This window comes from Nocardiopsis synnemataformans, from assembly GCF_965343085.1.
Lineage (GTDB): Bacteria > Actinomycetota > Actinomycetes > Streptosporangiales > Streptosporangiaceae > Nocardiopsis > Nocardiopsis alborubida.
On sequence record NZ_CBDRFA010000105.1, the window covers coordinates 1 to 20,987 of the forward strand.

The window sequence follows — 20,987 nt, forward strand, 5'->3', positions numbered from 1 at the left end:
TCCGCACGCCTCACGCCCGAGGCCCGTCGGGAGGCGGAAAGGGGTCGCTCAGAACAGGCGGAGCACGTCCGGCTCGATACCGCGCAGCTCGTCGTAGTCCAGCACCACGCAGGAGATGCCGCGGTCCTCGGCGAGCACACGGGCCTGCGGCTTGATCTCCTGGGCGGCGAACACGCCGCGCACCGGCGCGAGCTGCGGGTTCCGGTTGAGCAGCTCCAGGTAGCGGGTGAGCTGCTCGACGCCGTCGATGTCGCCGCGGCGCTTGAGCTCCACGGCGACGGTGGCGTTGCCGCCGTCACGGCACAGGATGTCCACCGGTCCGATCGCCGTCGGGTACTCGCGGCGGATGAGGGTGTAGCCGTCGCCGAGGGTGGTGATGTGCTCGGCCAGCAGTTCCTGGAGGTGGGCCTCGACGCCGTCCTTCTGTAGGCCGGGGTCCTTGCCCAGCTCGTGCGAGGAGTCGTGCATGACCTCCTCGACGGTCAGCACCAGCTTCTCACCGGACTTGCCGTGCGTGACCGTCCACACGTCGGGCCCGTCGGCGACGGTCTCCTCGCGCAGTTTGCAGGGCGGGTTCATCCAGTTCAGCGGTTTGAACGCCCGGTCGTCGGCGTGGATGGACACGCTCCCGTCGGCCTTGATGAGAATCAGGCGGGGAGCCATGGGCAGGTGGGCGGTGAGGCGGCCGACGTAGTCGACACTGCACCGAGCGATGACGAGACGCACGAAACGTCACGTTACCGCCTCCGCGGGACGCGCGGAGCGGAACCGCGTATCGGCCACCCGTCTCGTCCGGCGACGACCGTGTCCACAGGGGTGTGCCTCCGGGGCAAGACAGGTGTGTCCCCCCGGCCCCATGACGGGGCGCGGCCGGGCCTCTAACGTCGCCAGGGGCGCGCGGATCCGCGCGCCCGCGACGACGAAGGGACTTCCATGTCGCTGACGGTCTCTCCTGACCTGTTGGAGAAGGCGAAGCGCGGCCCGGTCGAGGACGCCGACTTCATCGCCTGCATCAAGGACTCCCTGCCCTACGCCTGGGAGGTGGTCAGCGGCCTGGCCGAGGGCGCCCGGACCGCCGAGTCCGGCTTCGAGGCGAACGAGGTGCCCCCGCCCGGCGAGAAGGAGAGGGGCCAGCTGCTGCGCCTGCTCGCCAGCGACGCCATGCGCGGCGCGGTGGAGCGGCACTTCGGCCTGCGCCTGGCCTTCCAGAACTGCCACCGCGTGGCCCTCTTCGCACCCGGGGCCGAGGAGGCCCACGCCGTGTTCACCTCCCCGCGCGCCCAGCTGCTCAACCAGTCGCCCGAGCTCGTCGACTGCTAGGGGCGGCCTGCCAGAGGTGGTTCTGCTCCCCGGGAGGGAACGGGACCGCCGCACCCCGGCCGGGGCGCGGCGGCCCCGCCACCGGCGCGCCGCCGCACCGGGTGGCACCGAGTGCCCGACTCGGGCATCCCGTGCGCGGGGCGGTTCGGTCGGGCCCGTAGTCTGGGCGTATGGTGCAGGAATTTGACAAGGTCGGTGTCGTCGGACTCGGCGCGATGGGCGCGGGTATCGCCGAAGTGTTCGCCCGCGCGGGGTTCAACGTCACCGGGGTCGAGATCGACCAGGCCGCCGTCGACCGCGGCCGCGCCCACGTGGACAGGTCCCTCTCGAAGGCGGTGGACAAGGGCAAGCTCACCGGGGACGAACGCACCGGGATCGACACCCGGCTGACGTTCACCACCTCGCGCGAGGACCTCGCCGACGCGGACTTCGTCGTCGAGGCCGTCCCCGAACGGATGGACATCAAAAGGGACGTCTTCGCGGACCTGGACCGGATCTGTCCGCCCGGCACGATCCTGGCCACCAACACGTCCTCGCTGTCGGTCACCGAGATCGCCGCGCTCACCGGCCGCCCGGACAAGATCGTGGGGCTGCACTTCTTCAACCCCGCCCCGGTCATGAAGCTGGTCGAGGTCATCACCACGGTCTCCACCAGCGCCGAGACCGTCGACGTGGTCTCCGAGGTCGCCAAGCGCATCGGCAAGACCCCCGTGGCGGTCGGCGACCGCGCCGGGTTCGTGGCCAACGCCCTGCTCGTGCCCTACATCAACGACGCGATCCGCCTGTACGAGCGCAAGGTGGCCACCCGCGAGGAGATCGACTCCTCGGTGCAGAAGGCCGCGGGACTGCCCATGGGCCCGCTGACCCTCGCCGACCTGGTCGGCCTCGACGTCTGCCTGGCCGTCATGGACGTCCTGTGGGAGGAGTACCGCGACCAGCGCTACGCCGCCTCGCCGCTGCTGCGCCGCATGGTGGCCGCGGGCCGCCTGGGCCGCAAGTCTGGCCAGGGCTTCTACGCGGGCACCGACGAGGCCCCCGAGCCCCGTCCCACCGGCCGCTACGCGCAGATGGTCCGGGAGGAGGAGACCCTGGACCTGGGCGAGGTCCTCCTCGCGCCGCAGATCGACGACGCCCTGCGCATGATCGGCGAGGGCTACGCCTCCGCCAGGGACGTCGACACCGCCATGCGCTTCGGCTGCGGCTACCCCAAGGGCCCGACCGAACTGCTGGAGGAGCGCGGCGCCGAGTCCGTGGTCACCACCCTGGTCGCGATGGGCGAGTACGGCCTCACCAACATCGCGGTGCCCGCCCCGCTGCTGATGGACCAGCTGCCCGACGCGCCGGAGGGCGAGGGCCACGGCGGCTGCGCCTGCCACGCCTAGTGCGCTGACCGGCTGACCGGAAGTGTTGCTGGTGTGATGCGTGCGGCCTGACCTGCGATGATCTTGTACTTGTAGCCGATGTCGGCGGTCGAGGCTCGCTATAGGTACAAGATCACGGCGGACGAGACGGTTTCGGTCGTCGTGCGGGGTGGCAAAGCGGGCCGCCGCCGCTGCGCCTGTGGCGGCGGCCACTGCCGGTTCTCTTCTAACCTGGACGGTGTGAGCCCGCGCCGTAACTCTCCCCGCCGCACATCCGCCCGGGGTCGCAAGGCCCCCGGCGGCGCCCCCGACGACGAGGACGCCCTCATGCTGCGCGTCACCGGTGGACAGCGCCGCGAGACCGGCCCCGACGGGGAGTGGGTGACGCGCCGCATCCCCGGCGCCGCCGCCACCAAGGTCTACCGCTGCCCCGGCTGCGCCCAGGAGATCCCGACCGGCATGGCGCACGTCGTGGCCTGGCGCCCCTACGGCGACGGCGGCGACCGGCGCCACTGGCACTCCTCCTGCTGGGACCGGCGCTCCCACCGCGCGCCGCGCGCCCCCCGCTACTGAGCCCCGGCCACCTACCCCGGACACGAGGAGCCATGGAGATCCGAGCCACCACGGTGCTGCCCGCCGTGAGACGACCTGTCACCCTGCACACCGCCGACGGCCTGGAGCTGGTCGGCGAGCTGGCCCTGCCCGAGGGCCGCGCCCCCAAGGCCACCCTGGTGTGCCTGCACCCCCTGCCCACCGCCGAGGGCATGATGGACAGCCACGTCCTGCGCAAGGCGTCGTTCCGGCTGCCCGCGCTGGCCGACATCGCGGTGCTGCGGTTCAACACCCGCGGCACCAGCTCGCGGCACGGCACCAGCCAGGGCGAGTTCGGCGAGGGCGAGACCGAGAAGCACGACGTGCTCGCCGCCATCGAGTTCACCGAGTTCGAGGGTCTGCCCGACCCCTGGCTGCTGGGCTGGTCGTTCGGCACCGAGCTGGCCCTCAAATGGGGTGCCGACCCGCAGATCAAGGGCGCGATCCTGCTGTCGCCGCCGCTGCACCGCGCCGACGAGGCCGACATGGAGGTGTGGGCGCGGACGGGCAAGACGGTGGTCGCCCTGGTCCCCGAGCACGACGACTACCTGCGTCCCGACGAGGCCAGGGAGCGCTTCAAGCCGCTCTCCCAGTGCGAGGTCGTCGGGGTGGAGGGCGCCAAGCACCTGTGGGTGGGCGAGCCCTACGTGCGCCGCGTGCTGGACGAGATCGTCAAGCGGGTCAACCCCGAGGCCTACCCGCTCCCCGTGGAGTGGGACGGCCCGTACGAGAAGGACGTCCAGACCCTCGGTTAGACCCGCGCGGGGTCCCACCCGTCGCTGCCGTCGCTGCCGTCGCTGCCGTCGCTGCCGTCGCTGCCGTCGCTGCCGTCGCTGCCGTCGCTGCCGTCGCTGCCGTCGCTGCCGTCGATCCGGTGCCGCCGCGCCCGGCCTTTCGCTCACCAGGTCCCCGGGCCTGCCGCGCAGAGCACTCGTCCCGCATCCGACACGACGAAGGACCCGCCCTCCCCGGCGTCAGCCGGGGGAGGCGGGTCCTCTCGTGTGGAGGAGAGCGTCAGCCCGGAACGGGCCGGAACCCTACTCCTGCCACCAGTCCTCGTCGTCGGCGCCCTTGCCGGAGTGCACCGGCTGCCGGGTCTCCTCGGCGGCCGGGGCGGGCTCCTGCGGGATCGCGGCCGGGGCCGGAGCGGGGGCGACCGGCGCGGCGGGAGCCGGGGCGGCCGGGGCGGCCGGGCCGCCACCGCCGAGCAGCTGGCGCAGCTGCTGGAGGTGCGACTGGATGCTGTCGCGCTGGCGGTTGAGCTCGTCGACCTCCTTCTTGGCGGCCGTCATGATTCGGTTGGCCTCGGACTTGGCGTCCCCGAGCTGGTGCTCGGCCTTGGACTTGGCCTCGGCGTCGATCTGGGCGGCGTTCTTCTTGGCGTTGCCGACCAGCTGCTTGGCGTGGTTCTCGGCGTCGCGGCGGGTCTGCTCGGCCTGCTGGCTCGCCTTGGTGGCGCGCTGCTCGGCGCTGGCGGCCCGCTCCTCGGCCTCGTTGACCATCTTCTGCGTGGCGGCCTGGGCGGCGGCGAGGCGCTCGGCGTCCTGGCGCTCGGCCTCGGCACGGCGGTCGGCCAGCTGGAGCTCGAACTGGTCCTCGGCCTCGGTGCGCCGGGCCTCGGACTCGGCGTAGGCGCGCTCGGCGTTCTTGCGCAGTTCCTCGGCCTGGCTCTTGGCGGACTGGATGGTCTCGTCGCGCTCGCGCTTGGCGGCGGCGCGGGCCTGGGCGCACTCGCGTTCGGTGGTGGTGCGCAGCTTGGCGATCTCGCCCTCGAAGGTCGCCCGCTTCTCGGCGATCTCGTGGTCGACCGCGGAGCGCTTCTTCTGCACCTCGCGCTCGGTGGTGGAGGTGAGCTCGTCGGCCTCGCGGCGGGCGGTGGTGGAGATCTCCTCCGCCTCGGACTCGGCGGTCTGGCGGGTCTCGTCGGCCTCGCGCTGGGCGAGGGTGCGCACCTCGGTGGCCTCGGACTCGGCGGCCGCGCGCATGTCGGCGGCCTCGATCTTGGCGGCCGAGCGGATGTCGTTGGCGTCGATCTGCGCGCTCTGGACCAGCTCGTTGGCCTGCTCCTCGGCCAGGCGCAGCAGTTCCTCGATGCGCGAGCCCAGACCGGAGTAGGAGGGGCGTTCGCGCTCCTGGAGTTGGCGGTTCTTGGCGTTGAGTTCGGCCTTGAGCTTCTCGGCCTGCTTCGACTGCTGCTTCAGGTCGTTGCGCAGGCTGGCCGCGTAGTCATCCACCTGGGTGCGGTCATACCCACGCAGCACCACGTCGAATTCGTGCGGGGTGTTGTCCTCGTCGAAGATGTTGTTGAGCTGGGTGTCGATGTTGTTTGACGGCATGTGGCGGAATCCTGAACGGGTGCGAGACGGCTACTTGCAAGGGGCCGGGGACGGCGGGGAGGGCGGCTGCGCTGTCCCCGGGGACGGGTCCGGTGGCGCGGGCCGGGGATGGGGCGGGTGACGACGGGCTGGTGAGCCCCTGACCGCCTCCGAGGTCGTCCGTGTGCGCCCCGTCACCTGACACGGCGGTACGGCCGACCCGACTCGGCTACCGGACTGCAAGACATGGACCAAAGCCGGAATAGCGCATCCGGCAGCTAGCCGACTTTATCAAGCGCGGAACACCTGGGAAGGGGGTTTCGGGTAACTTCCGGTGGGCTCCGAGGCTAACCATGCCACTGGCGTTCAACCTGTGACTTGTCCGGAACGCCCCCGTGACGCTATCCGGAAATTCCGGGACGGTCGTTGTCCCTTTCCTCATGCGCCCCATCCGGGCTCTGGACCAGCTCGGTGAGCACACCGCCGCAGTCCTTGGGGTGTAGGAAGACGATCCTCGACCCCGCCGTCCCCCGCCGCGGCTCGGCGTCCAGCACGCGCACGCCGCTCCCGCCGACGCCCGCCGCGGTGGCGGCCACGTCCGCGGTCCCGAAGGCGACGTGGTGGACGCCCTCGCCGTTGCGCTCCAGGAACTTCGCCACCGGGGAGTCCGCGCGGGTGGGTTCCAGCAGCTGGAGGTAGGTGGCGCCGCCGTCGTCGGTGCCATTGACCCGGAGCATGGCCTCGCGCACGCCCTGCTCCTCGTTCACCTCCTCGTGCTCCACCTCGAACCCGTACGTGGACCGGTAGAAGGCCACCGAGGCGTCGAGGTCGCGGCAGGCGATGCCCACGTGGTCGAGCCGGGTCAGGCCGGAGAACGGGGCGGGGGGTGCGGACGGGGTCGCAGGAGCGGAGGGGGAGGAAGGGGTGGAAGAGGAAGGCGGGGTGGTGAACTCGCTGGCCGAGTGCGGTGCGTCACTCATGGGGTGAACCTCCCGGGGATCGCTGACAGCGGTGTGGGTATCGTTGCAGACCAGGTGCGTCACCCATGCATTTGGAGGCCAGTTACGATGCCCGGTTCCGTCATCGTCGGTGGGGCACGGACCCCCACCGGCAGACTCCTCGGCTCCCTCGCCGGGTTCTCCGCCGCCGACCTCGGGGGCTTCGCGATCAAGGCCGCGCTGGAACGCGCGGGCATCTCCGGCGAAGAGGTCGGATACGTGGTCATGGGACAGGTGCTCCAAGCGGGCGCGGGCCAGATCCCGTCCCGCCAGGCCGCCGTCAAGGCGGGCATCCCCATGAACGTGCCGTCGGTGACGATCAACAAGGTCTGCCTGTCGGGCCTGGACGCGATCGCCCTCGCCGACCAGCTCATCACCGCGGGCGAGTTCGACGTGGTGGTGGCCGGGGGCATGGAGTCCATGACCAACGCGCCGCACCTGCTGCCGAAGTCGCGCAAGGGCTACAAGTACGGGTCGGTCGAGGTCCTGGACGCGACCGCGCACGACGGCCTGACCGACGCCTTCGAGGGCGACTCCATGGGCGCCTCCACCGAGCGCCACAACGGCAAGCTCGGCATCGGGCGCGAGGAGCAGGACGCCTTCTCGGCCCGCTCCCACCAGCGCGCGGCCGCCGCAGCCGCCGCCGGGTACTTCGACGCCGAGATCGTCCCCGTCCAGATCCCGCAGCGCAAGGGCGACCCCGTCGTCTTCTCCGCGGACGAGGGCGTGCGGGCCGACACCACCGCCGAGAGCCTGGCCAGGCTGCGCCCCGCCTTCGATGGCGAGGGCACGATCACCGCGGGCTCCTCCTCACAGATCTCCGACGGCGCCGCCGCGGTGGTCGTGATGAGCCGCGCCAGGGCGGAGGAGCTGGGCGCCCCGGTCCTGGCCGAGATCGGCGCGCACGGCAACGTCGCCGGACCGGACAACTCACTGCACTCCCAGCCCTCCAACGCCATCCGGCACGCGCTGGGCAAGGCGGGCCGCTCGGTCGAGGACCTGGACCTGATCGAGATCAACGAGGCCTTCGCCGCGGTGGGCCTCCAGTCCACCCGGGACCTGGGCGTCTCGGAGGACATCGTCAACGTCAACGGCGGCGCCATCGCGCTCGGCCACCCGATCGGCGCCTCCGGCGCCCGCATCGCCCTGCACCTGGTCCACGAGCTGCGCCGCCGCGGCGGCGGGTTCGGCGCGGCCGCCCTGTGCGGCGGCGGCGGCCAGGGCGACGCCCTGCTGTTCACGGTTCCCGCGGAGTAACACCGAGCCGGGTTCCCAGCCCGGACGCCCCGGCCGCCGGACGGCGGCCAACCCTCTCGCGGACGCTGCCCGCGGGCACCGGGAGACCCCCGAACGCCCGCGTGGCGGACCGCGCGGGGGACCCGACCCGAAGACACTGTGTACCCGGGAGAGCCCCGGGGACACGACGCACCTGACAGCCGCGGGGCGGGGGCCACGAGCCCTCGCCCCGTCCTGCTCCGCCCACACCGAGGAGTTCCATGGACGCCCCCCAACTGGTCGAACGGGTCCGCGAGGGCGACCGCCGGGCACTGGCCCGCGCGATCACCCTGGTCGAGAGCGGGTCCGCGGCCCTGCGCGAGATCATGGCGGGCCTGGCCCCGCACACCGGCCGGGCCCGGGTGGTGGGGTTCACCGGCTCCCCCGGGGTGGGCAAGTCCACCACCACCAACGCCGTCGTGCGCGCGGCCAGGGCGAAGGGGCTGACCGTCGCGGTGCTGGCCGTGGACCCGTCCTCGCCGTTCACCGGAGGCGCCCTGCTCGGCGACCGCGTGCGGATGCAGGAGCACGCCACCGATCCGGGGGTGTTCATCCGCTCCATGGCCAACCGCGGGCACCTGGGCGGGCTGTCCTGGGCCACGCCGCACGCCCTGCGGGTGCTCGACGCGGCCGGGTTCGACGTGATCCTGGTGGAGACGGTGGGCGTGGGCCAGGCCGAGGTGGAGGTCGCCGGGCAGGCCGATACCACCGTGGTGCTGTGCGCTCCGGGCATGGGCGACTCGGTGCAGGCCGCCAAAGCGGGCGTGCTGGAGGTCGCCGACGTCTTCGCGATCAACAAGGCCGACCGGGAGGGCGCCAAGTCCACCCTGCGCGAGCTGCGTCAGATGATCGCCATGAAGGACCGCACCGACCAGGAGTGGAAGCCGCCGATCGTGATGACCGTCGCCTCCAGGGACGAGGGCGTCGACGAGCTGTGGGAGCGGATGGACCAGCACTTCGCCCACCTGGAGGCCAGCGGGGACCTGACCCGGCGCCGCCGCGCCCGCGCCCGGGACGAGGTGCAGGCGATCGTGCTGGACCTGCTGCGCTCGCGGATGGGCGGGGCGGGCGACGACACCGGCCTGGACGGGTTGGCCGAGGAGGTGGCGGGGGGGAGGAGGGACCCCTATGCCGCCGCCGACGTGATGCTGAAGGAGCTCCGCGCCGATTTGGGTTAGCGGGGTGTCGGCGTCGGCGGGGTGCCGTCGTGATGCTGAAGGAGCTCCGCGCTGATTTGGGTTAGCGGGGTGTCGGCGTCGGCGGGGTGCCGTCGTGGTGCTGAGGGGGCTTCGCGCTGATTTGGGTTAGCGGGGTGTCGGCGTCGGCGGGGTGCCGTCGTGGTGCTGAGGGGGCTTCGCGCTGATTTGGGTTAGCGGGGTGTCGGCGTCGGCGGGGTCCGACGTGATCCTGGGGGAACTCGGCACCGACCTGGGCTGGCGGGGGAGCCGGACAGAGAAACGGCCGGTGCGGACCGCGACGGTCCGCACCGGCCTCTCCGGTCAGGGGCACGCCGGACCGGAGCGCCGACTACCCGGCCAGCGCCGTGTCGATGGCGTTCATGAGGCTGCCGTTGGCGTCGTCGCCGTCAACGGACCAGATCATGACGCCGCCCAGGCCCTGGGCCTGGGCCCAGTCGGTCTTCTGGGCCATGGAGACCTCGTCGTCGTAGGTCCAGAAGGTGTCGCCGTCGTACAGCCAGGCGGTGCCCAGCGCGTCGTCGCGGTACAGCTCGTAGCCGCCGGTGCCCACCAGGTCCTTCAGGACCTTCCAGTCGTCGATCCCCGCCTCGTAGCTACCGGGAGCGGGTCCGGTAGCGCTCTGGAAGAGACCGTCGCCGTTCGGACCGGGCTCCACGCCGGTCCAGCCGCGGCCGTAGAACGGCACGCCGAGCACCATGTCGGCGGGGTCCACGCCGCGGTCGAGGTAGGCCTGGACCGTGGTCTCGGTGGAGTACAGGTCCGGTCCGGGGTCGGCGGGGTCCAGGAGCAGGTTGGACTGGTGGTTGGCGGTGGTCTCCCAGCCGCCGTGGTAGTCGTAGCCCTGCACCGTGATGAAGTCGAAGTCGGTCATGAGCTGCGGCATCTCGAAGCCGAGCTCGATCTTCTCCGGGTCCGCGGGCAGGAACGCGGTCAGCTCGTACTGGCGGCTCGTCTCGGCCTCCAGGGCGTCCAGCTGGTCGCGGAACTCCTGCACCAGGGCGGTGAAGTTCTCCTTGTCCTCGGGGCGGATGGTGTTGTGCGGGTGGCCCGCCGATCCCGGCCACTCCCAGTCCAGGTCGATGCCGTCGAAGACGCCGTAGGCGGAGCCGGGCCCGCCCGCGCCGTCGAAGAGGGGCAGGTTGCCGCGCAGGAACTGGTCGACGCACGAGGAGACCATGCGCTCGCGGGACTCCGCCGTCAGCGCCGCGTCGGAGAAGTGCTCGGACCAGGTCCAGCCGCCGAGGGAGATGTTGACCTTGAGGTCGGGGTACATCTCCTTGAGCTCGCGCAGCTGGTTGAAGTTGCCGCGCAGGTCCTGGTCCCAGGTGTCGCCGACCCCGTCGACGCTGTCGGCGGCCCCGAAGGAGCGGCCGTAGTCGGCCCAGGCGTCGCCCTGGCCGAGCTGGTTGGCCATGAAGCACTCGCCGTTCGCGTTGATGTTGCCGAAGGCGTAGTTGATGTGGGTGAGCTTCTCGGCGGTGCCCGAGGTGACCAGGTCGTTCACCAGGTAGCCGCGGTCGTAGATGCCCCACTGGGTGAAGTAGGCGACCCGGCGCTCCTGGGGCGGGTCGGTGGGGCCGCCGCCGTCCGCGTCGGTGGTGGCGGTGACGGCACCGCTCTCGGGACCCCTGTTGTTGGAGGTGTCGTAGGCGCGCACGGTGAACGTGTGCTCGGTCTGGGGCGCCAGCCCGGTGACGGTGGCGGTGGTGCCGCTGACCGCGCGGACGACCTCGCCCCCGGAGAGGACCTCGTAGCCCGCGACCCCGACGTTGTCGTCCGCGGCGCCCCACTCCAGGGCCACGGTGGTCGAGGTGGTGCCGGTGACGGCCAGGCCGGTCGGCGCGGTGGGCGGCTCGGTGTCCGCCTCGCCGGGCTCGCCCGAGCAGCTGCCGCCGTTGACCGTGCAGTCCACGGGAGCGGTGTCGCCGCCGCCGTGGGTGCCGTTGAACCCGATGGAGTAGCTGCCGCCCGCCGGGACGGACGCGCCCCACGCGGGCGGGGTGATGGTGTAGGCGTCTCCGGAGCGGCTGAGGGTGGCGTTCCACAGGCTGGTGATCGCGGTGCCGGAGGGGAGCCGGAAGCCGATGCTCCAGTCGGCCAGCGCCGCGCCCGAGCCGTTGGCGATGGTGAGCTGCCCGCCGTAGCCGGTCTCCCAGCGGCTGGTCTCCACGTAGGTGACGGTGACGCCCGCGGTGTCGGCCGACGCGGCGGGGGCGGGTGCCAGTGCGAGGGGTAGGGCGATCGCGGCGGCCAGTGCCGCGATCCGTTGGCGAAGTCGTGCTCTCACGGTTGCTCCTGGTGCGTGAGCGGTGTGGGGGTTGGCCTTCCGCCGCGGGGGCGGACGGCTGCGGGGTGTGCGCCCAGGGAGTGCGGTGTCGCGAGCTGACCGGTGGTGGTCTCGGCGGCGCGCGTGAGAGGTGGCGTGTGCGTGGCAGGGGCATGGCGGGCCTCCGACCTGGGGGAGGAGGGGGAGGGGTGTGGGGGCCGGTACGGACCGTCGCACATCGGTCCGCACCGGCCGTGGCGGCGGTGCTCCCCGGATCAGAGCACCGACGCCGCTCGGTCCCGGTCCGGGATCGCCGGACCGGAAGTCTGTCGGTTGCGGTTGCGGGAGCGGACGGCTCCTAGTCGCTCAGCGCCGTGTCGATGGCGGCCATGAGGCTGCCCTCGGCGTCGTCGCCGTCGATGGACCAGATCATGACCCCGCCGAGGCCGTTGTCCTGGGCCCAGTCGGTCTTCTGCGTCATGGCGGTCTCGTCGTCGTAGTTCCAGAGGGTCTCGCCGTCGTAGATCCAGGCGGTCCCGGCCTCCTCGTTGCGGAAGACCTCGAACTCACCGGAGTCGACCTTCTCCTCCAGGACCTTCCAGTCCTCGGTGCCCGCCGCGTACGTCCCCTGCGCGGGGCCCGTCGCGGGCTGGAAGAGGCCGTCTCCGTCGGGGCCGGGCTCCACGCCCGTCCACCCCTGTCCGTAGAAGGGCACGCCCAGGACGAGCTTGTCGGGGTCCACGCCCCGGTCCAGGTAGGCCTGGACGATGAGCTCGGTGGAGATCACCGGCTGGGGGTCGCGGGCGTCCACGACCAGGTTGGACTGGTGGTTGGTCGTGCTCTCCCAGGTGCCGTGGTAGTCGTAGCCCTGCACCGTGACGAAGTCGAAGTCGGTCATGAGCTCGTCCAGCTCGTACCCGGCGTCCAGGCGCCAGCCCCCGGCGGGCATGAACGCGGTCAGCTCGTAGTGGCGGTCGGTCTCCTCGCCGAACGCGTCCAGCTGGTCGCGGAACTCCTGCACCAGGGCGGTGAAGTTCTCCTTGTCCTCGGGGCGGACCGTGTTGTGCGGGTGGCCGCCGGAGCCGGGCCACTCCCAGTCCAGGTCGATGCCGTCGAAGACCCCGTAGGCGGCGCCCTCGCCGCCCGCGCCGTCGACCTCGGGCAGGTTCCCCCGGAGGTACAGGTCGACGCAGGAGCTGACCAGCCTCTCGCGGGACTCCTCGGTCAGGGCCGCGTCGGAGAAGTACCGGGACCACTCCCAGCCGCCGAGGGAGATGTTGACCTTGAGGTCGGGGTACATCTCCTTGAGCTCGCGCAGCTGGTTGAAGTTGCCGCGCAGCTCCTGGCCGGGGTCGTCGGCGGTCCCGTCGACGCTCTCCGCGGCGGGCACGGGGTGCGCGTAGTCGGCGACGGCGCCCTCCTGGCTGGTCCCGTCGCCCGTGGCGCACACGCCTTCGGCGGTGACGTTGCCGAACGCGTAGTTGATGTGCGTGAGCTTCTCCGCGCTGTCGCTGTCGACCAGGTCGCGGACGTGGTAGTCGCGCTCCCCGGCGCCCCACTGGGTGTAGTAGGCGACGCTGCGGCTGTCGTGGGAGGGGCCGCTCCCGCCGTCCCCGGCGCAGGGTGAGCCGTTGACCAGGCAGTCCACGAGGTCGGTGGCGCCGTCGGAGTGCAGTCCGTTGAAGCCGAAGGAGTAGCTGCCGCCCGCCGGGACGCTGGCGCCCCAGTGCGGCGGGGTGATCGTGTAGCCGCCGGGGGCGCCCGCGAGGGTGGCGTTCCACAGTTCGTGGATGCGGCTGCCGTCGGGGAGCGAGAACTCGACGGCCCAGTCGTCGACGGGGGCGTCCGAGGCGTTGTGGACGGTGATCTGGCCGGTGTAGCCGGTGTTCCACCGGGCCGACTCCGTGTAGGTGACCGTGAGGTCGGCGGGGTCGGCCTCCTGGGCGGCAGCGGTAGCGGCCGGGACCGCGGTCGCCGCGAGCGGGGCGAGCAGCACGGCGGCCGCGACGGCCGCGAGGCGGGTACTGAAACGTCGTGCTCTCACGTCGTGGCATCTCCTGGTGCGGGACGGGGGGTCGGGGGGACGGACGACCGTGCTCCTGGAGCGGATGGACCGTGCTTTTGGAACAGAGGGGATGGGCTGCGGTCGTGTGCGGGGGCCGCGGGGGAGAGTCGCGGTCCGTCAGCGGGGTTCGGTGTCTTCCCTACGGGTGGTCCACGGGCCAAGTGAGGACAGGTCTTCACCTTGAGCCTCTGACGTGGGGGGATAAATTTTTAGGAAACTTAACTAATAATTCCTTGCTCCGTCAAGCCCCGGCGCGGACTCTCCGGCCGCCCCCGTGCGCGTGGCGGCGGACTTCGCGGGCCCTTCGCCGGGAGGGCGGTGGATTTGCCGAGTTGGCGGGGTGGACCAGTTCCGAATGCGGAATCTGTCCCTTTGTGGCCACGGGAAAGTCTTGCTTTCTTTCTCGCCCGCTGTTAGGTGCTCTGTGCGCTTCTTTCCTTTGCGTCCCTCTAGGCCCCGTGAAAACCCCCACGTCACGCTCGCCCCGGAGCGCAGGGTCCGTCGCTTCCGCTGACCGGGGCGGACCTCCGGGCCGTGCCCGGCGCGGCACCCGGGGGCCGCACCGCGCGGGGGCGGGGGCGGGCACCTTCCGATCAGGCGGGCGCGCCCGCCCCGCTGACTAGAGTGAACCCGTGGGTAACCCGTTGAATCTCCCGTTCGACCCGATCGAGCGGGCACACGACAACTGGACGCGCAGATGGGGGCCCTCGCCCGCGATGGCGGCGGTCACCTCCGTCATGCGCGCGCAGCAGATCCTGATCGGGGAGCTGGACGGTGCCCTCAAGCCGTTCGGCCTGACCTTCGCCCGCTACGAGGCGCTCGTCCTGCTCACCTTCAGCGGTTCCGGCTCGCTGCCCCTGGGCAAGATCGGTGAGCGCCTCATGGTGCACCCGACCAGCGTCACCAACACCATCGACCGGCTGGAGGGGCAGGGCTTCGTGCGCCGCCTCCCCAACCCGAGCGACGGTCGCGGCGTGCTGGCCGAGATCACCGACACCGGGCGCCGGGTCACCGAGGAGGCGACCGGGGCACTGCTGTCCATGGACTTCGGCCTGGGCTGCTACTCCGACGAGGAGCTGTGGCGCATGCACGAGATGTTCACCCGGCTCAGGGTGGACTTCGGGGACTTCCCCGAGCCCGTCGCGGAGGCCGCCGAGGGCCGCTGAACGCCCGCCGCGCCCCGGCGCCGCGGGTGCCCTCCCTGTACATCATTAGTTGGACGTCCTACTATTTCGGTATGGCGAACACCACGAGCGACCCCACCGACGGCGGCGGGGCCCAGGAGATCGAGGCCGGGCGCGAGCGCTGGCAGCGCCGCTACGACTCCGCGCGCACACGCGACGCCGACTTCACGTCCCTGTCCGGGCGCACCCTGGAACCCGTCTACGGCCCCCGCCCCGGCGCCGAGGTCCCCGGCTTCGAGCGCGTCGGCTGGCCGGGGGAGTACCCCTACACCCGCGGTCTCCACGCCACCGGCTACCGGGGGCGGGCGTGGACCATCCGCCAGTTCGCCGGGTTCGGCAACGCGCGCCAGACCAACGAGCGCTACAAGATGATCCTGGCCTCCGGCGGGGGCGGGCTCTCGGTCGCCTTCGACATGCCCACCCTCATGGGCCACGACTCCGACTCCCCCCACGCGCTGGGCGAGGTCGGCCACTGCGGCGTGGCCATCGACTCCGTCGCCGACATGGACCTGCTCTTCGACGGGATCCCGCTCGGCGAGACCACCACCTCCATGACCATCAGCGGCCCGGCCGTCCCGGCCTTCTGCATGTACCTGGTGGCGGCCGAGCGCCAGGGGGTGGACGTCCGCACCCTCAACGGCACGCTCCAGACCGACATCTTCAAGGAGTACATCGCCCAGAAGGAGTGGCTCTACCCGCCGGAGCCGCAGCTGCGGCTGATCGGCGACCTCATGGAGTACTGCGCGGCCGACATCCCCGCGTACAAGCCGCTGTCGGTGTCGGGCTACCACATCCGCGAGGCCGGGGCCACGGCCGCCCAGGAGCTCGCCTTCACCCTCGCCGACGGCTTCGGCTACGTCGAACTCGGCCTGTCCCGAGGGTTGGACGTCGACACCTTCGCGCCGGGGCTGTCCTTCTTCTTCGACGCGCACATCGACTTCTTCGAGGAGATCGCCAAGTTCCGCGCCGCGCGCCGCATCTGGGCGCGCTGGCTTCGGGACGTCTACGGCGCCAAGACCGAGAAGGCGCAGTGGCTGCGGTTCCACACCCAGACCGCAGGGGTCTCCCTGACCGCCCAGCAGCCCTACAACAACGTCGTCCGTACCGCCGTGGAGGCGCTCTCGGCCGTCCTGGGCGGCACGAACTCGCTGCACACCAACGCCCTGGACGAGACCCTGGCGCTGCCGACCGAGCAGTCCGCCGAGATCGCCCTGCGCACCCAGCAGGTCCTCATGGAGGAGACCGGGATCGTCAACGTCGCCGACCCGCTCGGCGGATCCTGGTACCTGGAGTCGCTCACCGACGAGCTGGAGGCCGAGGCGGAGCGGATCTTCGCCCACGTCCTGCGCATGGGCGGGGGAGAGGGCGCCGAGCACGCGATCGGCCCGATGACCTCCGGCATCCTCGCCGGGATCGAGAACGGCTACTTCAGCTCCGAGATCGCCGAGTCCGCCTTCCAGTACCAGCAGGCCCTGGAGAAGGGCGACAAGAGGATCGTGGGCGTCAACTGCCACACCAACACCGTCTCCGGCGAACTGGACATCCTCCGGATCAGCCACGAGGTCGAGCACGAGCAGAAGCGCGCGCTCGCCGAACGCCGCGCCGCCCGCGACGGCGCCGCCGTGGACCGCGCCCTGGCCGCCCTCCTGGCGGGCGTGCGCTCCGACGGGGACAACCTCATCCCGCTGATCATGGACGCGGCCCGCGCCGAGGCCACGCTCGGCGAGATCTGCGCGACCATGGGGGAGGAGTTCGGGACCTACACCGAGGACCCGCGGTTCTGACCCGCGCGAGGCGTTCGGGGGTACTACCCGTTGTCGTAACCCTCCAGGGCACCCGAACCGCCACCTAGGGCTCCGCTGTCCGGGCGCCCCCCGACGCGGGAGACCAGAACCCCGCGGGCGCCCGGACCGACTCGTCCACAGGCGGTCCACGTCCTGCCCGCGCATACGGCAGGATGGAGTCATGCAGCCTTCGGACTTTTCACCGAACAGTGCCGTGGACCTCGGCGCGCGCAAGGCGGCCATGGAACGCGAGGCCAAACAGCGCGCGGCGGAGTCGGCGGGTCGATCCAACCCCTACGCCCTCAACGTCGACGAGTCCACCTTCCAGGCCCAGGTCCTGGAGCGGTCGATGTCGACCCCGGTCGTGCTGGCCGTCCTCGCGGGCTGGTCCGAGCAGTCCAAGCAGGTCGAGGACGCCCTGGACAAGATCTCGGCGGCCTCCGGCGGCACCTGGTTCCTGGCCAAGGTCGACAGCGAGGCCAGCCCGCAGCTGGTCCAGGCCCTGCGGGTGCCCACCACCCCGATGATCGTCGTGGTGATCCAGGGCCAGCTCCTGCCCGGCCCGGCGGGCCCGGCCACCGAGGAGCAGCTCACCGCCTGGCTGGTCGAGGCGTTCGCCGCGCTCCAGGAACAGGGTGCGCTGCCCCCGGGTCACCCCGGCACCATCACCGGTGAGCCCGGCGCGGAGGGCGCGCAGGGCGCGCAGGAGGCCCAGCCCGAGGAGCCCCAGGGCCGTCCCGTGGACGTCGAGGCCCAGGAGGCCCTGGACCGGGGCGACTTCGAGGCCGCCGCGGCCGTCTACGCCAAGGCCGTGGAGGCCGACCCCGGCGACGCCGAGTCCCGGGCCAAGCTCGCTCAGGTCCGGCTGGTCGGCCGCCTCCAGGACGTGGACGCGGGAGCAGCCCTCCAGGCCGCGGCCGACCGGCCCGAGGACGTCGCCGCCCAGGCCACTGCGGCCGACGTCGAGATGTACGGCGGCAGGTTCGAGGACGCCTTCGGCCGCCTCGTCGACACGGTCAGGCGCACCGCCGACGGAGACCGCGACAGGGCGCGCACCCACCTGCTCGGTCTGTTCGAGCTGCTGCCCCCGGGCGACCCGCGGGTCGCCGCCGCCCGCCGCAAGCTCACCTCCGCGCTGTTCTAGGGAGTGTTCCGCGGAGTCGCGTGGCCCGAGACCGGCGCCGCTCCCCGGAAGCCGTCGGCGCATCCTGGTGATGCCGCCTCGTCCCGCCGGGTCGCACCCGGCGGGACGAGGCACCGCCACGGTTGCTCGGGGAGCTTTCCGGACCACGGCTTCCCTGCGGGCCGCGGCTTTCCCACGGACCACGGCTTCCCTGCGGATCTCGGCCTTCCCCGCGGGCCGCGGCTCGCCCAGGAGTCACGGCCTTCCCACGAATCGCGCCTTCCCCGCGGGCCGTCGGACATAACCCGCGCACAGCGGGTACAACCCCGTCAGGAGACGGGCTCACGGCCCGTCGCGGACCTGGCAGGTTTAACCCCATGGCGACCGACGACACCCCCGACGGACGCGGCGAGCCCGTGGTCACGATCTCGGCCACCTACGGCGCGGGCGGCAGCGCGGTGGGCCCCGCCGTCGCCGCCCGGCTCGGCGTGGCCTTCCTCGACCGGGCCGTCCCCAGCGCGGTGGCCGCCCGCATCGGTTGCTCGCTCGACGAGGCGCTCCAACGCGACGACCGCGCCCCCGGCAGGCTCGAACGCCTGCTCGCCAGCGCCGCGCGCCTGCCCACCGTCACCCTCGGCAGCGTGGACACCGCCCTCATCGGCACCACCGACGAGGAGGGCCGCCTCCTCTACGACCACGAGTTCGTGGAGCAGACCGAACGGGTCCTGGGAGAGGTGGCCCAGCAGGGCGGCGTCGTCCTCGGCCGGGCCGGGGCCGTCGTCCTGCGCGATCACCCCGGCGCCCTGCACGTGCGCCTGGACGGCGACCCCGACGCGCGTCTGCGCCGGGCGCGCAAGCTGTGGAAGTTCGGCGACCGCGGCGAGTGGACGGGCGCTGACTCCGACGAGCCGCCCAACGCGCGCCTGCTCGACGACAACGACCGCGCCCGGGCGGCCTACGTGCGGCGCTTCTACCGCGCCGACCCCGCCGATCCCCGCCACTACCACCTGGTCCTGGACGCGGTGTCGCTGTCGCTGGAGACCTGTGTGGAGCTCGTCGTGCGCGCCGCCCGCGACCGGGCGACCACCCCTTCCGAGGGCGCCTGAGCCGAACCGCGCGTTGTCCGCCGTGACACCCTCGCGCTGGCGTAATTTATGCGATTTTTTACCAGCGCGGTAATTGTCACCTTGTGCTGACGGTTGGGCCTTGACTCAGGTAAGGTAAGGCGACTCGGTCACGGGTCAGCCCCCGCCCGGAACCGGGGTCCGGGTGACGGTGCGTGAGCACCGCGCGCACAGGACACACGGCACCCCCCATCCCGCGCGCACGCGCAGGCGGCGCCGTGCACCGGCGAGCGCCCCGGCGGGGCGCCCCGGACGCACCACACCAGCCAGAGCCAAGGAGCAACACGTGGCCACCCTTCCCAGCGTTTCCTACTCCATCACCGTCCGCCTCGAACTGGACGCTGGGGGCAGTGCGGTCGGTAGTCTCACCAACGCCGTCGAGCAGGTGGGCGGCATGATCACCGCGCTGGACGTGGCCGCCGCCGGACACGAGCGCATCCGCATCGACGTCACCTGCGCCGCCCGCGACACCGAGCACGCCCAGGCCATCGTCGACGCCCTGGGCGCCGTCGAGGGCGTGGTCGTGCACAAGGTCAGCGACCGCACCTTCCTCATGCACCTGGGCGGCAAGATCGAGATGAAGTCCAAGGTGCCGCTGCGCAACCGCGACGAGCTCTCCATGGCCTACACCCCCGGCGTCGCCCGCGTCTCCCAGGCCATCGCCGCCAACAAGGACGACGCCCGGCGCCTGACCATCAAGCGCAACAGCGTCGCCGTGGTCACCGACGGCTCCGCGGTCCTGGGCCTGGGCAACATCGGCCCCGAGGCCGCCATGCCCGTCATGGAGGGCAAGGCCGCCCTGTTCAAACGCTTCGCCGACATCGACGCCTGGCCCATCGCCCTGGACACCCAGGACGTGGACGAGATCGTGCGCACCGTCCAGGTGCTGGCTCCCGGGTTCGGCGGCATCAACCTGGAGGACATCTCCGCCCCCCGCTGCTTCGAGGTCGAGGCCCGCCTGCGCGAGCTGCTCGACATCCCCGTCTTCCACGACGACCAGCACGGCACCGCCATCGTCGTGCTCGCCGCCCTGCGCAACGCGCTGCGCGTGGTGGGCAAGAAGCTCGGCGAGGTCCGCATCGCCATGTCCGGCGCGGGCGCGGCCGGAACCGCGATCCTCAAGCTGCTCATGCACGCCGGGGCGCGCGACGTCATCGTCAGCGACGTGCACGGCGCCGTGCACGCCGGACGCGAGGACCTCGACTCCAACCTGCGGTGGATCGCGGAGCACACCAACCCCGAGGGCTACAGCGGCGACCTGCGCGGCGCCGTGGCCGGGGCGGACGTCTTCATCGGCGTCTCGGCCCCCAACCTCCTCAACGGCGACGACATCGCCGAGATGAACGAGGACGCCATCATCTTCGCCCTGGCCAACCCCGACCCCGAGGTCGACCCGGACGTGGCCCACCTGCACGCCTCCGTCGTGGCCACCGGTCGCAGCGACTACCCCAACCAGATCAACAACGTGCTGGTCTTCCCCGGCTTCTTCCGCGGCCTGCTGGACGCCCAGAGCCACGACGTCACCTCGGACATGATGGTCGCCGCTGCCGAGGCCCTGGCCGATGTCGTCACCGAGGACGAGCTGGGCCCCAACTACATCATCCCCAGCGTGTTCCACTCCGACCTGTCCAACCACGTGGCCACGGCCGTGCGGGAGGTCGCCCAGCGCGGTCAGGCGGACGGACAGGCATAACGGCCTGGAAACACCGGCGGTCCGCCCGGCGTTCCGGGGTAGGTGGGAGGGCATGGACCAGCCGATGACCGGACGCCTCCTGGTGGCCGCCCCCATGCTCCAGGAGGACTCCTTCCGCCGCTCGGTGGTGTTCGTCGTGGACGACGCCGCCGACGGCACCCTCGGGGTGATCCTCAACCGCCCCCTGGGTATGGCCGTGGACGAGGTCGTCACCGACTGGGGCGCCTACGCCAGCGAGCCGGCGGTGATGTTCTCCGGGGGTCCCGTGGGCCTGGGCTCCGGCATCGCCCTGGGGATGGCCGGTTCCGGCGAGCCTCCCCCCGGCTGGTCCCCGCTGGAGGGCTTGGACCCGCACCTGGGCCTGGACGGGATCGGCGTGGTCGACCTCGACGGCCCCGCCCAGGTGCTCGGCGGGGCGCTCGGCGCGTTCCGCGTCTTCGCGGGCTACGCGGGGTGGAGCGAGGGCCAGCTGGCCGGGGAGGTCGACGAGGGGGCCTGGTACGTCGTCGACGCGGTCGCCGACGACGTCTTCACCACCGCGCCCGAGGGGCTGTGGTCGCGGGTGCTGCGCCGCCAGGGCGGGGACATGGCGCTCCTGTCCACCTTCCCCGACGATCCCACCATGAACTGAGCAGCCGGGGCGGGGCCGGCACCCTATACCGTGGAACGCAGACGTCGAAAGGTGTGAG

Annotated in this window: 17 protein-coding genes; 12 read left to right on the forward strand and 5 right to left on the reverse strand. The window is 72.0% G+C overall.

Annotation, left to right across the window (positions count from 1 at the left end; all coding sequences use genetic code 11):
- Positions 1–48 precede the first annotated feature (48 nt).
- Positions 49–726 carry an endonuclease NucS gene (gene nucS, locus ACSIH6_RS36165; RefSeq protein WP_435112822.1) on the reverse strand — a complete coding sequence of 226 codons (678 nt, stop codon included), beginning with the start codon at positions 724–726 and terminating at the stop codon, positions 49–51.
- Positions 727–933: 207 nt separating this feature from the next.
- Between nucS and ACSIH6_RS36170 the strand changes: the two genes are divergently transcribed.
- From ACSIH6_RS36170 to ACSIH6_RS36185, 4 genes are all read left to right on the forward strand, one after another.
- Positions 934–1,320: an SCO5389 family protein gene (locus ACSIH6_RS36170; RefSeq protein WP_435112823.1), complete on the forward strand. Its 387-nt coding sequence runs from the start codon at positions 934–936 to the stop codon at positions 1,318–1,320.
- Positions 1,321–1,490: 170 nt separating this feature from the next.
- Positions 1,491–2,702 (forward strand): 3-hydroxyacyl-CoA dehydrogenase, encoded by a 1,212-nt coding sequence (locus ACSIH6_RS36175; protein ID WP_435112824.1) that lies wholly within the window; start codon positions 1,491–1,493, stop codon positions 2,700–2,702.
- A gap of 219 nt (positions 2,703–2,921) precedes the next feature.
- Positions 2,922–3,254 carry an Rv1322 family protein gene (locus tag ACSIH6_RS36180; RefSeq protein WP_190394687.1) on the forward strand — a complete coding sequence of 111 codons (333 nt, stop codon included), beginning with the start codon at positions 2,922–2,924 and terminating at the stop codon, positions 3,252–3,254.
- Positions 3,255–3,286: 32 nt separating this feature from the next.
- Positions 3,287–4,027: an alpha/beta hydrolase gene (locus ACSIH6_RS36185; RefSeq protein WP_435112825.1), complete on the forward strand. Its 741-nt coding sequence runs from the start codon at positions 3,287–3,289 to the stop codon at positions 4,025–4,027.
- A 282-nt stretch (positions 4,028–4,309) separates the two neighbouring features.
- Here the strand turns inward: ACSIH6_RS36185 and ACSIH6_RS36190 are convergent, their stop codons facing one another.
- Positions 4,310–5,608, reverse strand: a complete 1,299-nt coding sequence (locus ACSIH6_RS36190) for a DivIVA domain-containing protein (protein WP_435112826.1) — start codon at positions 5,606–5,608, stop codon at positions 4,310–4,312.
- Positions 5,609–5,988: 380 nt separating this feature from the next.
- Positions 5,989–6,567, reverse strand: coding sequence for a methylmalonyl-CoA epimerase (gene mce, locus ACSIH6_RS36195; RefSeq protein WP_435112827.1), 579 nt, complete (start codon positions 6,565–6,567; stop codon positions 5,989–5,991).
- Positions 6,568–6,654: 87 nt separating this feature from the next.
- Here mce and ACSIH6_RS36200 point away from each other — a divergent pair, with 87 nt between their 5' ends.
- On the forward strand, positions 6,655–7,842 hold the full coding sequence (locus ACSIH6_RS36200) for an acetyl-CoA C-acetyltransferase (RefSeq protein WP_435112828.1): 1,188 nt from the start codon (positions 6,655–6,657) through the stop codon (positions 7,840–7,842).
- Positions 7,843–8,081: 239 nt separating this feature from the next.
- Positions 8,082–9,038 carry a methylmalonyl Co-A mutase-associated GTPase MeaB gene (gene meaB, locus ACSIH6_RS36205; RefSeq protein ID WP_435112829.1) on the forward strand — a complete coding sequence of 319 codons (957 nt, stop codon included), beginning with the start codon at positions 8,082–8,084 and terminating at the stop codon, positions 9,036–9,038.
- A 349-nt stretch (positions 9,039–9,387) separates the two neighbouring features.
- Here the strand turns inward: meaB and ACSIH6_RS36210 are convergent, their stop codons facing one another.
- Positions 9,388–11,346 carry a glycosyl hydrolase family 18 protein gene (locus tag ACSIH6_RS36210; protein WP_435112830.1) on the reverse strand — a complete coding sequence of 653 codons (1,959 nt, stop codon included), beginning with the start codon at positions 11,344–11,346 and terminating at the stop codon, positions 9,388–9,390.
- Between the two features lie 337 nt (positions 11,347–11,683).
- Positions 11,684–13,369: a glycosyl hydrolase family 18 protein gene (locus ACSIH6_RS36215; protein ID WP_435112831.1), complete on the reverse strand. Its 1,686-nt coding sequence runs from the start codon at positions 13,367–13,369 to the stop codon at positions 11,684–11,686.
- Between the two features lie 665 nt (positions 13,370–14,034).
- Here ACSIH6_RS36215 and ACSIH6_RS36220 point away from each other — a divergent pair.
- The 6 genes from ACSIH6_RS36220 (at position 14,035) to ACSIH6_RS36245 (ending at position 20,929) form a co-directional block, all read left to right on the forward strand.
- The gene (locus tag ACSIH6_RS36220) at positions 14,035–14,556 is read left to right on the forward strand and encodes a MarR family winged helix-turn-helix transcriptional regulator (protein ID WP_435112841.1); all 522 of its coding nucleotides are present in this window, start codon (positions 14,035–14,037) and stop codon (positions 14,554–14,556) included.
- Positions 14,557–14,627: 71 nt separating this feature from the next.
- The gene (icmA, locus tag ACSIH6_RS36225) at positions 14,628–16,358 is read left to right on the forward strand and encodes a coenzyme B12-dependent isobutyryl-CoA mutase large subunit (protein WP_435112832.1); all 1,731 of its coding nucleotides are present in this window, start codon (positions 14,628–14,630) and stop codon (positions 16,356–16,358) included.
- Between the two features lie 181 nt (positions 16,359–16,539).
- Positions 16,540–17,502 carry a tetratricopeptide repeat protein gene (locus ACSIH6_RS36230; protein ID WP_435112833.1) on the forward strand — a complete coding sequence of 321 codons (963 nt, stop codon included), beginning with the start codon at positions 16,540–16,542 and terminating at the stop codon, positions 17,500–17,502.
- Between the two features lie 356 nt (positions 17,503–17,858).
- Complete coding sequence (locus ACSIH6_RS36235; RefSeq protein ID WP_435112834.1) at positions 17,859–18,587, forward strand: cytidylate kinase-like family protein; 729 nt, start codon at positions 17,859–17,861, stop codon at positions 18,585–18,587.
- A 304-nt stretch (positions 18,588–18,891) separates the two neighbouring features.
- A complete protein-coding gene (locus ACSIH6_RS36240) occupies positions 18,892–20,298 on the forward strand; it encodes an NAD-dependent malic enzyme (protein WP_435112835.1) in 1,407 nt (468 codons plus the stop codon).
- Between the two features lie 52 nt (positions 20,299–20,350).
- Entirely contained in the window at positions 20,351–20,929 is a 579-nt protein-coding gene (locus ACSIH6_RS36245; protein ID WP_435112836.1) for a YqgE/AlgH family protein, read from the forward strand.
- Positions 20,930–20,987: the final 58 nt, after the last annotated feature.